Genomic DNA, 15,043 nt, shown 5'->3' on the forward strand with positions numbered 1-15,043 from the left:
TCTTATATCTCAATTTCTTGATTCTATATTCCAATTATCTTCCGAAATAGAAATCCTTCTTGTCAACACGGTTAGGGTCTTCCAGCGGAAATTCCTTACGCATTGGGAAAGCGGTCATATCATCTACGTTCAAAATCCTGCGCAAATCCGGGTGACCGTCAAATAGTACCCCAAAAAGGTCATAAGTTTCGCGCTCCATCCAGTTTGCACCATCCCAAAGCACAGTAGCGGTTGGGATGTGCACATCAGCATCGGCCAAAAATACTTTGATCCTGATGCGGGTATTGGTAGTGAGGCTGTGCAGGTGATAAATAACGCCTATTGGCTTTTCTTGTTCAGGGTAGTGAATCCCCGTAATATCTGTCAGAAAAATGAACTTAAGAGCCGGATCTGTTTTCAGGAATGTAAGCAGATCGATGATTGTTTCACGGCCGGTTTCAACAGTCAGCAGTTCATACGGCTCACCAACAACGGTTACCTGGGTATCAAATTTATCGCTTATTGCTTTGATAAGCTCTTCGTTAGGTATCTTAGCCATTATTGGATTCCGTATTTAGCTAATAACTCCTGGTATTTTGGCTCATTCCTGCGGCGCAGAGATTCCGTTTTTACCAGTTCCTGAATATTCATAAAACCATCAATAATTGCCTCCGGCCTTGGCGGGCAGCCCGGTACGTAAACGTCAACCGGGATAACTTCGTCAATACCTTGCAAAACGGAGTAAGTATCAAATATACCACCGCTTGAAGCGCAGGCGCCAACAGCCATTACCCAACGGGGTTCGGCCATTTGCAGGTATACCTGGCGCAGCACAGGGGCCATTTTCTTGGCTATGGTACCCATAACCATTAACAAATCGGCCTGGCGCGGCGAAAAGCTCAAACGCTCGGCACCAAAACGCGAAAGATCATAGTGAGATGCCATAGTGGCCATAAACTCAATACCGCAGCATGAAGTAGCAAATGGTAAAGGCCATAATGAATTTGAGCGTGCTATGCCTATTACTTTATCAAGCGAGGTAGCAAAAAACCCGGCGCCTTCAACTCCGGCAGGGGCATCAACTAATTGAATATCACTCATTGAACTAAATTGATAGAAAAACCATCACCCACTAAATGTGGATAATGAGAGCAAATTTACAATAATAACGATGTAAAATGTACACTATAGGCGTACAGGGGTTATATTTAGAATCGTTCTAAACTTAATCCCAGTCTAAAGCGCCCTTTTTTATTACGTAGATAAAACCCAGCAAAAGTGTAGCCATGAAAATAAACATTTCAATAAGACCGGTAATGCCCAAAGCCTTAAAATTTACAGCCCATGGATACATAAAAATCACTTCCACATCAAACAGCACAAACAGGATAGCTACCAGGAAATATTTAATGGAGATTGGTGTACGGGCGTTACCCACCACCTCAATACCCGACTCAAAAGGGGTCAGCTTATCTTTTGTTTTTCTTTTAGGCCCTATTTTGTGCGTTACAAACATTGTTGTTACCACAAACCCTAAAGCAACCACCATTTGAAATATGATGGGTAAATAATTAACCGGTAAACTTTGTGCTTCCATGCTGCAAATATACTAATGCCTTAATAATAAAAAAGTGTGATTTATAAGGTTGTTAATCATTTCTGCAATTCAGTACTAATCTTGATAACAAATTATCGTTCCAAGTCAATTTTTCAAATTAGGTTAACAAAAAAGGCCTCTTTTGCAAGAGGCCTCTTATACTTTTCAAGTTTAATTATTTGCTTTTACCGGCTCCGCCTTTGCGTTGAAAGAAAGCTACCGCCTGTTTGTTGGTAGGATCATTCTCTCTCGCTTTAGTAAAGTTTTCAGTTGCTTTAGCATCATCTTTTTCTTTGTACTCATAATAAGTACCTAAGTAAGCATAAGCGTTGGCAAGGCTCTTTTTAGCTTTTTCGTCTGGGGCACCTTTAGCAACTACCAACTCAATGTATTTTTCGTAGAATGGCTTAGCATAACCGGCAATGTTATTACGATCTTTTTCTTTCATATCGTTAACATAAGCACGGTACAGGTAACCATCGGCTGTGGTTGGGCTTTTCTGATTTACATAGCTAAATGCTGAATCGGCCCTTACAAGTAATGAATCGGCATTTGGTTTCTTTTCGTCATAACCAAAATAATAGCTGATACCTTCGTAAAAATAATCAGTAAGCTTTACGTTACGGCCGGCTTTTAAAGTAACCTGGCGATATGCGTCACCTGCCTGCTCATATTTTTTCTGGTGATATAAGGCTTTGGCAATTTCGCCGTAAACATCAGTTTGAGTGCTGTCAAGCTCCAAAGCTTTTTTCAGGGTGTTAATACCTACTGAATCCTGACCTGCGGCCATCTGCAAGCGTCCCTGGTATAGATAATCGCGGGGAATAATACGTTTTGGATCAGCTTTCTGGAACCAGGTATTAATTGCAGTTAAACCGTTTTGGTAGTCTTTGTTTTCGTAAGCGGCATAAGCCAGGTAGCGATAAACCCTTGTATTGGTACTTGCTGATTTTGACAGGTCGGTTGCTACCTGCTGTAAGGTTTTGTAATCACCTGCAAGGATCAGGAAGTCAGCATAACGCATTTGAGATTCTACCGACTGATCAGTTAAGCTCAGGTATTGTTTGTAATGATCAACAGCCTCCTTAATTTTAGCTGAAGCCATTTTGGGGTCAGTTAATGACCAGCGCAGATCGGTTTCAGCCCATTCGCGGTAAGCGGGGCCATAATTGGCGTTGATAGCCAATGCATCTTTAAACTGTTGTTCAGAACCATCAAAGTTATTAGCAAACTTGTATAAAACACCGGTTGCAACTTTAGCAGCAGGGTTTTTAGGATCAAGCGTAGCAGCATCAGAATAGTTTGAATAAGCTTCGTTGCTTTTTAATACCGAGCGGTAAGCATCACCTAAAGCGATAAGCAGATCAACGTCTTTCGCGTTAATAGCTTTTCCTTTGGTAAGCACAGCAATAGCTGCATCAGCATCGGCAGGTGCTACTTTTTTATCTGAAGTGGTAGGCAAAAGGTATGACAAACCTACATAAGTATAAGGTTTTGTATCCTTCGCAGCCAAAGATACAGCCTGGTTAAAGTTAGTTGTAGCACCGGCATTATCTTTATCCAAACGGGCAACAGCACCCAAACCGGCATAATTTAACGCAGATTTCGGATTTGCAGCAATCCCCTTATTGAAAACGACTTTCGCCGAATCAGAATAGTCCTGTTTAATGTACACCCAGCCCAGGTAAAAAAAGTTTTCGTCTTTAGTTGGCTGAGTTGTAGTAAGCGTTTTGAGCATCGACTCTGCTTTCTGATATTGTTCGGCGTCAATAGCTTTTTTGGCGTCGGCAAGACTTTGCGCAAAAACTGATGATGAACCTAAAAATACCAGTCCTAATGAAGCCTTAGCTATTTTACTGATCATTTTCATCTTTATTTAGTTATAGTTTACTTTTTTAAAATTATCTCTCTCGGGGGAATTGAATCAGGCAATAAACCCGATTTCAATATTATCCGCTGCCCCACATCACTGGCTAAGAACGTAACAAACCCAGCTGCTAAACCATTCTTACTTGAACAATTGATCAAATATAAACTCCTGCTCAAGGGATACTGTTTTAAGACAAGTGATTCTTGTGAAGGTTTAAAATATTCATTAGGATACTGCTTGTTTCCTTCATCTTTAACCCCTACAACATTCACCTTTTCAACATAACCCGCATACTCTTTTTCAGGGTTATTAATCCAGCTAAAACCTATAATGCCTAATGCATCGGGATGTTCGCTTACATATTTAATAACCTCAATATTCGATTTAAGCGCGTATATGTTTTTCTGTTTAAACTCCTTATTACCAGAGAAATCCTTCAAATATCTTACCAAACTTGAATTCGGGTTATCAAAAACTATAGTTTTGTTTCCGTTCCCCTCGCCCTTAAGCTCCTTTTTTAATTGAGCAACAGTAATAGTAGTATCATTTGATTCCTTATTAACAATTAATGTAATTGCATCAACTGCAAAAGGAACAACCTCAACACTCAACGTACGACGGGTTATTATATTACGCTCCGCAGTATCAAGCGGGCGCGATAGTACCGCAAGCCTAACACTGTCATTTAACAACATATTTACAGCCTGGTTTTCTGTTTTATAAATAAATACCGGGTCGGCGTTGGGGTACCGGCTTCTGTAAACATACTCTTCCTGTGCTACTATAGGCGAAAAAGATTCATCGGCCACAAAAGTTGCTCGTCCGGCGTTGAAGCTGTCGGTTGGTACAGATTTTACTTGTTTCTGCTTGCAAGCCTGTAAACCGGCTATTAAAACAACTAAAACCAATACATGTGCAACCCGTAAATTAATCTTCATACTGATCCTTCTTAAACAATCTTGAAAACCTTAAAACCGCGTAACCGATAATAAACGCACCGAAAAGTAAACGTTGATAATGTTGCAGCTGCAGCGGGAGCGCATCCCAAAACATGATCATAAGACCTAAAACCACAAAGCATATAAATGCAGCAGTTCCTAAAATAAGCAAAAACCGCCTTTTGGGCGATTTTTGCTCTTTATTGTAATTAAATGGCATTACTTATTCTTCAGATGCTAAAGTAAAGCTGATTGGAACACTGTATTGTACACGAACCGGACGACCGTTTTGTATACCCGGTTTCCATTTCGGTGAGTTTTTCAATACACGAACTGCTTCTTCGTCACAACCGCTGCCGATGCCTCTTACAACCTTAATATCGGTTAAAGAACCATCTTTTTCCACAACGAATGTACAAATTACACGCCCCTGCGTATTGTTTTCACGGGCTACAGCCGGATACCTGATGTTTTTGCTCAAATACTGACCAAATTTCTCTAAACCGCCGGCAAATTCAGGAACTTGCTCAACCGAAGTAAAGATCTGGTTAGGATCGGCTTCTACAACCTGTTTCACGTCTGAGTTACCTACCGGCTCATCAATTCTGATTTCAGCGTTAGGATCACCTTTTTGGTCTTTTTGACCTGGGTCGGCAACAGCAAGCTCTTTTACTGTTGGCGGATCTTTCTCCTTAACCTCGTTATCTGGTTTTACAACCGGAGGAGGGAAACGCACCTGGTCAACCTTTGGTTTTGGTGGTTCAGGTGGCGGCGGAGGTGGTTTCTTGGTTTGGTCAACCGGTGGCGGAGGTAACAGAACCACGTCTGTTATCTTCACTTTTTGGTCTTTCTCTGGAATAAGACCTTTGATCTTGTTGATGATAGTTGGCAAAGAAACTATAAATACAAAAACCACAATAGCAATAATCAACGACTTGCTGGTGTTTTTTGAATTTTCTTTTCTTAGCTCGTAAGCGCCATAGGCTTTATTACGATTACTAAAAACAACGTCGATCCATTCCTGCTTTAGTATGTCTAATTTTGATCCTAACATCTGTTAAGGCTTTAATGGAAATTAATAACGTTATTTAATACTATTTATTATCGTTGTACAAGCCGTCTTTCTTCAACAGTTCGACTTCAACCGGTGATATATCAACAATGCCATATGCTTGAATATTAGCAATGTTAATTTCATCAAGCGTGCTCACCATATTTTTATATTTTGATTTATCGCTTGGTTTTACCACAACAAACATATACTTGCCCGTTTTCTGCTGTACTTCTTTACTTTTTTCAATTAACGTTTTACGCAATCCATTCGGACCGTAGTTGTCAATTGTTGGTGCCGATTTTCCCGGCTCGCCGATGTACCACTCCAACTTATCATCGCTTCCCAATAAAATGGTCATCGAACGTGAAGCGGCAACATCCATCTGGTCTTTTGTTTTCTCATCCTTATCAGGCATAACCAGGTCCATCGCTTTTGGTTTAGCGAGTGTAGTGGTCATGATGAAGAAGGTGATCAACAAGAAAGCCAGGTCAACCATCGCGGTTAAATCTACACGGGTCGATTGCTTTTTACTGCGAACCTTACCGCCTTTGTGTTTGCCTCCCCCGGAGGTATCTAATTCTGCCATGGTCTTTTATTTTTTAGCTGTAGCACCACTGGTGCTGCCCAAATCCGTAATTAAACTAAACTTGTTAACTTTTTGCTTTTGCAAAATACCGATAACATCCTTTATAACCGGATATTCTTCTTTGCTATCACCTTTAATAGCCAAACGAAGCTCCTTGTTATGTAAGGCTTTGGTAGCTATACGGGCCTGATATATCCAGTTTTTAAGTTCGCCTGATACAGAATCTCTCGGGATACCTGGTTGGGCGTACTTTTTTTGCTGGTCAGCAGATAATGCAATAAACTGTTTCAACTGGTTCATTGGCACGCCAAATGAATTGATAGAAGAAAACCGGGTTTGCTCTTCAGGAGTAAAGGTCATATGATATATCGAACCCATCTGGTTCAACATTTCCTTACGGATATCAACACCTTCAACACCGAAGAAAGCTTTTTGACCACCTACAGATACTGTAGCAAAATCAGACTCAGGCACTGGCTGCTGGATTGAAGACTTTGGTATATCAATAGGTACCGGATCTTCGGTTTTTACTTTTGCGGTCATGATGAAGAAAGTAAGCAACAGAAACGCCACGTCGCACATAGCGGTCATGTCAATTGCGGTGCTCTTTCTTGGAACTTTTATCCTTGCCATGTTAAATTTCTTAAAAATATATAGTGATCGGTATTAACTATCTTGCCCCTAACTTATTGTGCATGAGGCATAGCACTAATATATTCTTATTTGTTTTTGTGAGATGAAGCAAATGTTTGTACGATGCTAAATCCGGTTTCGTCAATAGCGTAAGTCAACTTATCAATTTTTGATGTAAATACGTTGTACATAACAATTGAAATAGCTGAAGTACTGATACCGAATGCAGTGTTGATCAAGGCTTCAGAAATGTGAGCAGATAGTTCAACCTGGTTAGGTACACCGGCAGTTGCTAATGAAGAGAACGCTTTGATCATACCCACAACCGTACCTAACAGACCTGTCAATGTACCGATAGATACCAAGGTAGCGATGATAGTTAAGTTTTGCTCAAGCATTGGCATTTCCAAAGCAGTCGCTTCTTCGATATCTTTTTGGATAGCTAAAGTTTTTTGATCAACGTCAAGGTTTGGCTCAGCTTCCATTTCGCCATATTTTTTCAATGCTGATTTGATAACGTTAGCAACAGAACCTTTTTGTTTGTCGCACTCTGCAGAAGCACCTGCAATGTTACCGGCATTTAAAAGAGATTGAATTTTCCTTACGAAACTGTCAACACTACCAGTACCTGAAGCTTTGCTGATAACGATAAAACGCTCGATAGAGAAAACGATAACCATTAATAAGAAACCCATGATCACCGGTACGATAACACCACCACTGTGAACTGTGCCGAATATGTCTGTTGGGTAAGCATTAACATCACCACCTTTAAAGTGGCTTGGGTCGCCTAAAATGAATATAAAGATACAAGTTGTAACAATAAGACAGATTGGAATGGTTAAAGAAGCAAACATGCCAGATGCACTTGAGCTTTCTTTCTTAACAGGAGTAGTTGGTTTTGTTGGTGCGTTTGCCATTACTTTTGAATTTTTAGTTTTTGTTTTTGTTTATTTTATAAGTTAGTTAAAATGCGCTGTTTGTTGGGAATAACAAAAATAGAATTTTATTGAATTAAAAAAACCATTTATGTTATTCTTTACAATTTTTTAATACAGAATATCATTCTGTGTATTGTTGGTGAATATAAACGCAACATTACAATTTTATTGTGTGTTACCAACACAATTATATGCAATGAAAACCATTTTTTTTAAAAATAGCAAGTGATAACATATAAAATTTGTGTTACCAAGCTAAAAATGGCCCGTTTTTTTTAAAGTTTATAAAAGATGCCTGCACCTTTTAACTATGATGCAAGCTTTGTAACACATAGTTGTACATTTTGTTTAAAAGTGCATCTTTCAAATAATTCTGTTAAACTACGGTTTATAATTGTTTATTTTCAGATTATCCGCCGGCTTTTTTAGCTTTATATCCGTCGGTTTGCAATAATACCAGTATTTTATCCCTGAAATCGCCCTGGATCAGGATTTCGCCATCTTTAACTGAGCCCCCAACCCCGCATTTTGATTTTAGTTTTTTCCCCAAGGCTTCCAGGTCGGCACCGGCGCCAATAAACCCGGCAATGCGGGTAACCAGTTTGCTGCCTCCTTTACGATCAAGATATATCTTAAGATTTTGCTGCTGTGGCGGCAAGGTTTCCGCCCCTCCCCCACCGTTTTCCTGGTATTGAAAATCAGGGTCGGTTGAGTAAACTACACCTGTAAAATTTTTCTTAGCCATATTGATCAATTTTTAAATGACGGGCCAACTATAACTTTTAATGAATTTGGCAATATATTAATATCTATGCCGGTACCCGCCACCTGGGGCTCGCCATCCAGATGGATGGGGCCGGTATGCTCCCTTTTTATCAGGATTTGCTTACCACGGATAATTTCGACATATTTTGAACTTTCGGTTGCTTTAATTAACATGCGCATACTCATCTCCGGAAACCTCCACAGCGGAAAAGGCTTTATCACACAAACATCCAGCAAACCATCCTGCAGGCTTGCCTTGGGCGATATATGTACGTTATTGCCATATTGTGAAGAGTTGGCTATACTGAGCATAAATGCTTTATAATCATATTTTTTTCCGTCGATATCAAGGTGATAGTTTTGCGGCTGGTAGCCAACCACCTCTTTTATCGACGATTTTATATAACTGATAAAACCACGCTTTTTACCGTGCGAAAAAATCTCGCTGATGTGGGCGTCAAACCCCATACCCGCCATATTAAAAAACGGCTGCCCGTTAACCCTGGCCGAATCAATAATTTCGGTACGGCCGGAAGCAAGATTTTGAATGGCACTCTTTGTATCCATAGGGATCCCCAAAAACCTCGAAAGCCCGTTACCCGAGCCAAAAGGCACTATGCCAAGCGATGTATCCGTATCCACAATAGCCGAAGCCACTTCATTAACCGTGCCATCGCCGCCAACGGCCACCACGGTATCAAATTTGCCGACAGCCTCGGCCGCTATTACCCGCGCATGGGCTATGCCATCGCTAAAAGCTATAACCGGCTCCATTACACCGGCATCAACGGTATCTTTAATCAGTTCAGGCACCCCGTCCTTCTTCTTCCCGCCCGAAATTGGGTTTATTATAAATAACGCTTTCCGTTTCAACTATATATATTATTTCAATCGTCAAAAGTAAATGTATTTTCGGCTTTGTGAAATTTGTTTTATTTTTACCGCCCGAATGTGGACTGATTTAATGCTCCTTTTACGATGGGGCCGGATTGCAACCACGTAAAAAAGTGCTAAAACCATGCTTCTTTTTACTGCCAGATCCGTCTTAAAACCCTCCCAGTCGATTTTTACTTTACTTATTTAAATTTTATGTCATATTTATTTACTTCAGAGTCAGTATCAGAAGGTCACCCGGATAAAGTGGCCGATCAGATCTCGGACGCGCTGATTGATCATTTTTTAGCATTTGATGCCGAATCGAAAGTTGCCTGCGAAACGCTGGTGACCACAGGCCAGGTTTTTTTAGCCGGCGAAGTAAAATCAAAAGCCTATCTCGATGTACAGAAGATCGCCCGCGAGGTGATCAACAAGATCGGGTATACCAAAGGCGAATATATGTTCGACGGCAGTTCATGCGGCGTGCTATCGGCCATCCACGAACAATCGCCCGATATTAACCAGGGGGTTGACCGCACCGCCAAAGAAGAGCAGGGCGCCGGCGACCAGGGCATGATGTTTGGCTATGCTACCGTCGAAACTGACAACTACATGCCGCTTGCCCTTGATATAGCCCACGCTTTATTAATTGAGCTTGCAGCCATCCGCCGCGAAAATAATGAGATTAAATACCTTCGCCCGGATGCAAAATCGCAGGTTACTTTGGAGTACAGCGACGATAACAAACCGCAGCGTATCGACGCTATCGTTATCTCAACCCAGCACGACGATTTTGACGATGAGCCAGCCATGCTAACCAAGATCAGCGCCGATATCATCAGCATCCTGATCCCCCGCGTTAAGGCTAAATACCCTAAATACGCCCACTTCTTTAACGACGATATTAAGTACCACATTAACCCAACCGGTAAATTTGTTATCGGCGGGCCGCATGGCGATACAGGCCTAACCGGCCGTAAAATTATTGTGGATACCTACGGCGGTAAAGGCGCGCACGGCGGTGGTGCCTTCTCTGGCAAAGACCCTTCAAAGGTTGACCGTTCTGCTGCTTACGCTACCCGCCACATCGCTAAAAACCTGGTTGCTGCCGGCTTGTGCGATGAAGTGCTTGTACAGGTATCATACGCTATAGGCGTTGCACAGCCAATGGGCATATATGTAAATACTTACGGCACCGCCAAGATTGACCTGCACGACGGCGACATCGCCAAAAAAGTAGAAGGCATTTTTAACATGACCCCATACGCCATTGAAACCCGCTTTAAACTGCGCAACCCTATTTACAGTGAAACCGCAGCTTACGGACACTTCGGCAGGCCTAACGAAACGGTTACCAAAACTTTTGTTGGCCACGACGGCAGCAGGCTTGAGCGCCAGGTTGAGCTGTTTACCTGGGAAAAACTTGATTACGTTGATCAGGTTAAAGCAGCCTTCGGGTTGTAATTAGCTACACCTATATAATATATGCAATAGCGGCGGGCTTACCTGTCGCTATTGTTGTTTAAGGCGAAAATTATTCTTCTCCGTCAGCAGATGAGTTTCGGGTGAAAACGGGCAGAACAATGGTGGCCTTGAGCGCCGGAAAGGGCATAGCAAGTTTTTGCAGAAGCAAGGGAAAGAGCGGCGAAGCGGGGCAAAATAATTGCAGCCGTGGTTCTGGCCGGTTTGCAGGGCAAAGGCCTTGTGCGGCAAAGAAACCTTTCTGCTGACTTGACTTTTGGTTCTTTTTGTCAAGAAAAAGAACAAAGCCAACCCGCGGCGATTGAGCGGGCCGATGCTGTTATTACAGCATGAGTTAGTTAGCACCCGCCTTCTTAATTAAATTATAAATACATACATTTATAACCCAAAATCCCCGAGCCTGATTAAATGCCTGCTAACACCCGAAATGCCATAACCGCCATCATTAACTTTGCCGCATCGGTTATGATAACCGCATGGTTCATTGAACAAAAGTTTGGCTATATGGTTACCCCCGGGGCCATATTGCTATCCAATGTTGTTGCCTGTACTAAATGGGTGGTGATGGTTATAGCAGCCATCATACTGCTCGAAACTAACAAATGGGTCTTCATCAGGCGGATGAGCTTTGCCAGCCTCGCGGGCAGCTGCGCCATGTTTTCTGTTTATGTGTTCAGGTATATACCTGTGAGCAGTTGGGAGCAGTTTACCTATGCCACAGTTTTAGCCCTGCTGGTAATGACCATATTCTTTTTTAAGGCCGTTATAAATACCCGGCTATCGCTTAAATGGTTTGCAGCATGGATGGTTTGCCTTATTATAAGTGTGGTACTGCAGGTTAAAGTAGTGTTTAGCCTGCACCCCGGAATTGTAACAAATGAGGTGTCCCAATTTTTTGATTCCCGAAAAAAAAGTGAAATTTCCTGACCCCTCCTTTTTTTAAAAAAACCCGGGTGTCCCGTTTTTTGAGAGCCGAAACGCGAAACAGGTATTTTCTGAAACACGTTAAAAATCAATAGCTTAACATTTCCGATGAAACAGTATTAAATATTTGATTATCAGCAATTAAACATTCTTCCGGTGAATTTTACCGCTTATTAAATTTGTGGCTTAACCGCATTTTTTCCCTTATATTTTTCACATATTTTTTGCTGTTTTTTGGCGATTTTTATTTGGGCCCTCAATTTTACCGCGGGGATACTGACAAAACAGCGTCACCAATATTACAAAAGCCTACAGCTAAATTTGAGCCTTACCCAACCCTCTCCTTCGGAGAGGGCATATGAAATATCCCCGGGTGGGGTTGGTTAAGTCATAAGCCGATAGTATTAAGCCGGAGGCCATAAGCCGGGATTTTCTCCTGCTATACCGTAAGTGTTCGGAAGATTTTTAATTCCCTTCCCTGGGAGCATCGCGTGGACACATCTTTTTTCTTTTATCATTGATAGAAAAAATGTCATTTCGACGAACCTGGTGGAAGAATTCGCGCGCAGAGGAGGTGAGGAGAAATCTTCTACGTCCTGCTTTTATAAGTATCATTGTAGAGCCTGATGTAGAAGATTTCTCTTTCGCCCCACTTCTTAGCCTGCCCCTGCTCAATCGAAATGACATTTTCTTTTATTTAAAAGATGTGTACACACTGTAGCCCAAGTGAGAGAATCGCACAATCCCTCGCTTTTTTATCTCTTCCGAACAATTATGCCGCTATACTGGAACTGATGACTTTGGGCTAAAGGACTAAGCATTAATTTATCAATAACATAACACTATGATTCAAAAAAATGGAAGGCCGCTGGTTGTGGAAATAATCCGCACCGATGTGCGCGACGCGGCGCGCAGGGACGCTAAAAGAGGGATCCGTCCCAGGGTTTATGACCCCGATGCTATCCCTCCCGACCTGTTTATTATTCATCAGGCCAATACATGGATGGAGATGGAGCGTGAGCGCCAAACACCCCGGATGCTGTTTGGCGAGTTTTGGCTTGAGGGGGAGCTATGCATCCTGTTTGCCGATACCAACATGGGCAAAAGCCTGCTGGCTGTACAACTGGGCGACAGCATTGCCCGCGGACAGGCCATTACACCTTTTAAAATGGATGCCGAACCCAACCCGGTGCTGTACATTGATTTTGAACTGAGCGGCAAACAATTTGAACAGCGCTATACCGACGGCAACGCCACCCATGCCTTTCACGAAAATTTTTACCGCGGCGAATTTGATCAGATGACCGGTCTGCCGCAGGATTTTAAAACTTTTGATGAGTTTATTACTTACGGGCTTAGTCGCGCTATTAAGCGTACCGATGCGAAAGTGCTTATTATTGATAATATTACCTGCCTGCGCAACGGCACCGAGCGCAGCAGCCAGGCGCTCTCGCTCATGAAACAGCTTAAACTGCTTAAAACCCGGCATGGCCTCAGTATCCTGGTGCTGGCCCATACACCCAAGCGCAACCCTGCCCTGCCCATTACCCGCAACGACCTGCAAGGCAGCAAAATGCTCATCAACTTTTGCGACAGCGCCTTCGCCATGGCCGAAAGCCAAACCCTGCCCGGCTACCGTTACCTTAAACAGGTAAAACAACGCAGCACCGCCGAAATGTACGGCAGCCATAACGTATGCCTCGGCAAGTTGGAAAGGCAAAACGGCTTTTTACAATTTGTATTTTCCCATACCGATAACGAAGTTAAACACCTGCGCCGCTACAGCCAGATGGAACGCCAGCGCCGGGCGGCAGATGTGCTTTCGCTTCATAAACAGGGCTTAAGCCAAAGGCAGATTGCCGGGCGGTTGGAAATGAGTTTATCGGCAGTGAACAGGGTGTTGGGGGTTGCGGGGGGATAGAGATTTTTTTGCGTCGTTTGCTACCGCAAGCGCAATGTCATTAAGTTAGCGAATAAGTTACTAATAATCAGTTATTTATCTTTATTTAATTGATTATTTTTCCTATATTTAATTCATAATCAATTAGTTAAAGTGCAAAAAAAACCTCATTTTTAATCATAGAAAAATTGAGGGAGACAATTTTCAGCAAGGAGCTTGCTCTGAAGTTTAAGATGAATGAACAAGACTTTACCAGGAACAGAAAGCAGCCTTTTAGTTCAACTTTGCTATTTATGTTCAATTTATTAAGAAGAAGCCTTGCCATTGAAATAGATGGCTTCGTACGTTATTTGAATGAGCATTTTTCTTTTGGCAATGCCCGCTCTTTTACCTCAAGCGCTTTTATTCAGAACCGGAAAAAGATCGATCCAGCCGTTTTCAGTCACCTTTCAAATGTGATTATTGAGAACTTTTACACGACAGACAACGAGACGGCAAACTATTTAAATGGTATTAGGATACTGGTTGTTGATAGCACCAAACTTACTTTACCTTATACTGCCGAATTAAAAAAGTGCTATGGCGTAATGAAAAATCAGTCCACAGTGGAAGTTGTACAAGCAAGAGCATCTGTTTTATACGATGTTTTAAATGGCTTAGTCTTAGATGCAGCTTTAGATGGTTTGAATAAAGGGGAAAGGGAACTCGCGCTAAGGCATAACCAAAAATGGAAAAAGAAAGACCTGATCATATATGACAGAGGATACCCTTCTTACGATTTTATACATGAGCATGTTAAATTGGGGGCTGATTGTTTGATACGGGTAACAGTAGCGAATTTTTCGTTCGCTACTACCTTTGTAGCCGGCGGTAAGAAATCTGTAGTTACGGAAATATATCCCTCAGAAAGTCATTCACTAAAAGATAAGGATTATGATAAAAATACTCCGTTAAAAGTGCGTTTATTAAGGGTTGACCTTCCGAGCGGAGAAGTAGAGGTACTGATAACAACTTTGTTGGATAGTACTAAATACCCTGCTAAACTGTTTAAAAAGCTATATTTCATGCGATGGGGAGTTGAGACCTTTTATGATGAATTAAAGAACAAACTTAAGGTCGAACACTTCACAGGTTACTCACAAGCGAGCATATTGCAGGATTTTTATTGTGCCATTTTTATCAGCAATCTTCAATCGGTTATTGTAAATGATCTGGAACCGGAATTGTCTATACAAAATGAAGCCAAAAAATACGATTACAAGGTAAATACAAACCTCTCTTATGGGTTCTTAAAAAACAGGATATTAGAATTGCTTTGTAAACAAGCCCCTTTAGAATCTGTATTTCAGGAATTAGAAGCTTTGTTTATTAAACATACTATCCCGGTGAGAAATAATCGAACGTTCCCAAGACATGCCGGTAAATACAGAGCCAGGATCAGACCTAAAGTAACTAAAAATCAAAAAGATGCAATCTAAAACCAACTTAACTTAATGAC

General features: G+C 41.8%; 16 protein-coding genes. 4 read left to right on the forward strand and 12 right to left on the reverse strand.

Going from position 1 to position 15,043, the window contains the following annotated elements:
• Window positions 1-34 precede the first annotated feature (34 nt).
• From SNE26_RS16995 to SNE26_RS17050, 12 genes are all read right to left on the reverse strand, one after another.
• The gene (locus SNE26_RS16995; protein WP_321555116.1) at window positions 35-538 is read right to left on the reverse strand and encodes an NADH-quinone oxidoreductase subunit C; all 504 of its coding nucleotides are present in this window, start codon (window positions 536-538) and stop codon (window positions 35-37) included.
• Window positions 538-1,080, reverse strand: a complete 543-nt coding sequence (locus tag SNE26_RS17000) for an NADH-quinone oxidoreductase subunit B (protein WP_091175781.1) — start codon at window positions 1,078-1,080, stop codon at window positions 538-540. Before SNE26_RS17000 ends, SNE26_RS16995 begins: the two co-directional genes overlap by 1 nt.
• A gap of 124 nt (window positions 1,081-1,204) precedes the next feature.
• A complete protein-coding gene (locus SNE26_RS17005) occupies window positions 1,205-1,576 on the reverse strand; it encodes an NADH-quinone oxidoreductase subunit A (RefSeq protein WP_321555117.1) in 372 nt (123 codons plus the stop codon).
• Between the two features lie 175 nt (window positions 1,577-1,751).
• Window positions 1,752-3,440: a hypothetical protein gene (locus SNE26_RS17010; protein WP_321555118.1), complete on the reverse strand. Its 1,689-nt coding sequence runs from the start codon at window positions 3,438-3,440 to the stop codon at window positions 1,752-1,754.
• 23 nt (window positions 3,441-3,463) lie between these two features.
• The gene (locus SNE26_RS17015) at window positions 3,464-4,384 is read right to left on the reverse strand and encodes a substrate-binding domain-containing protein (protein ID WP_321555119.1); all 921 of its coding nucleotides are present in this window, start codon (window positions 4,382-4,384) and stop codon (window positions 3,464-3,466) included.
• On the reverse strand, window positions 4,374-4,604 hold the full coding sequence (locus SNE26_RS17020) for a hypothetical protein (protein WP_321555120.1): 231 nt from the start codon (window positions 4,602-4,604) through the stop codon (window positions 4,374-4,376). Before SNE26_RS17020 ends, SNE26_RS17015 begins: the two co-directional genes overlap by 11 nt.
• Before the next feature lie 3 nt (window positions 4,605-4,607).
• Window positions 4,608-5,438, reverse strand: coding sequence for a TonB family protein (locus SNE26_RS17025; protein WP_321555121.1), 831 nt, complete (start codon window positions 5,436-5,438; stop codon window positions 4,608-4,610).
• Between the two features lie 40 nt (window positions 5,439-5,478).
• On the reverse strand, window positions 5,479-6,024 hold the full coding sequence (locus SNE26_RS17030) for a biopolymer transporter ExbD (RefSeq protein WP_321555122.1): 546 nt from the start codon (window positions 6,022-6,024) through the stop codon (window positions 5,479-5,481).
• Between the two features lie 6 nt (window positions 6,025-6,030).
• Window positions 6,031-6,657 carry a biopolymer transporter ExbD gene (locus SNE26_RS17035; protein ID WP_321555123.1) on the reverse strand — a complete coding sequence of 209 codons (627 nt, stop codon included), beginning with the start codon at window positions 6,655-6,657 and terminating at the stop codon, window positions 6,031-6,033.
• A gap of 86 nt (window positions 6,658-6,743) precedes the next feature.
• Window positions 6,744-7,577 carry a MotA/TolQ/ExbB proton channel family protein gene (locus SNE26_RS17040; RefSeq protein WP_090533930.1) on the reverse strand — a complete coding sequence of 278 codons (834 nt, stop codon included), beginning with the start codon at window positions 7,575-7,577 and terminating at the stop codon, window positions 6,744-6,746.
• A gap of 430 nt (window positions 7,578-8,007) precedes the next feature.
• Window positions 8,008-8,343 carry a translation initiation factor gene (locus SNE26_RS17045; protein ID WP_321555124.1) on the reverse strand — a complete coding sequence of 112 codons (336 nt, stop codon included), beginning with the start codon at window positions 8,341-8,343 and terminating at the stop codon, window positions 8,008-8,010.
• Between the two features lie 5 nt (window positions 8,344-8,348).
• Window positions 8,349-9,236: a diacylglycerol kinase family protein gene (locus SNE26_RS17050; RefSeq protein ID WP_321555125.1), complete on the reverse strand. Its 888-nt coding sequence runs from the start codon at window positions 9,234-9,236 to the stop codon at window positions 8,349-8,351.
• Between the two features lie 216 nt (window positions 9,237-9,452).
• On the opposite strand from SNE26_RS17050, the gene metK reads away from it, so the two are divergent.
• The 4 genes from metK to SNE26_RS17070 all read left to right on the forward strand — a co-directional run bounded on the left by metK (window position 9,453) and on the right by SNE26_RS17070 (window position 15,023).
• On the forward strand, window positions 9,453-10,703 hold the full coding sequence (gene metK, locus SNE26_RS17055) for a methionine adenosyltransferase (RefSeq protein WP_321555126.1): 1,251 nt from the start codon (window positions 9,453-9,455) through the stop codon (window positions 10,701-10,703).
• A gap of 426 nt (window positions 10,704-11,129) precedes the next feature.
• Window positions 11,130-11,648 (forward strand): hypothetical protein, encoded by a 519-nt coding sequence (locus tag SNE26_RS17060; RefSeq protein ID WP_321555127.1) that lies wholly within the window; start codon window positions 11,130-11,132, stop codon window positions 11,646-11,648.
• 841 nt (window positions 11,649-12,489) lie between these two features.
• Entirely contained in the window at window positions 12,490-13,566 is a 1,077-nt protein-coding gene (locus SNE26_RS17065; protein WP_321555128.1) for an AAA family ATPase, read from the forward strand.
• A gap of 167 nt (window positions 13,567-13,733) precedes the next feature.
• Window positions 13,734-15,023, forward strand: coding sequence for an IS4 family transposase (locus tag SNE26_RS17070; protein WP_321555129.1), 1,290 nt, complete (start codon window positions 13,734-13,736; stop codon window positions 15,021-15,023).
• The last annotated feature ends 20 nt before the right edge of the window (window positions 15,024-15,043 follow it).

This window comes from Mucilaginibacter sp. cycad4 (assembly GCF_034263275.1).
Classification (GTDB): Bacteria; Bacteroidota; Bacteroidia; order Sphingobacteriales; family Sphingobacteriaceae; genus Mucilaginibacter.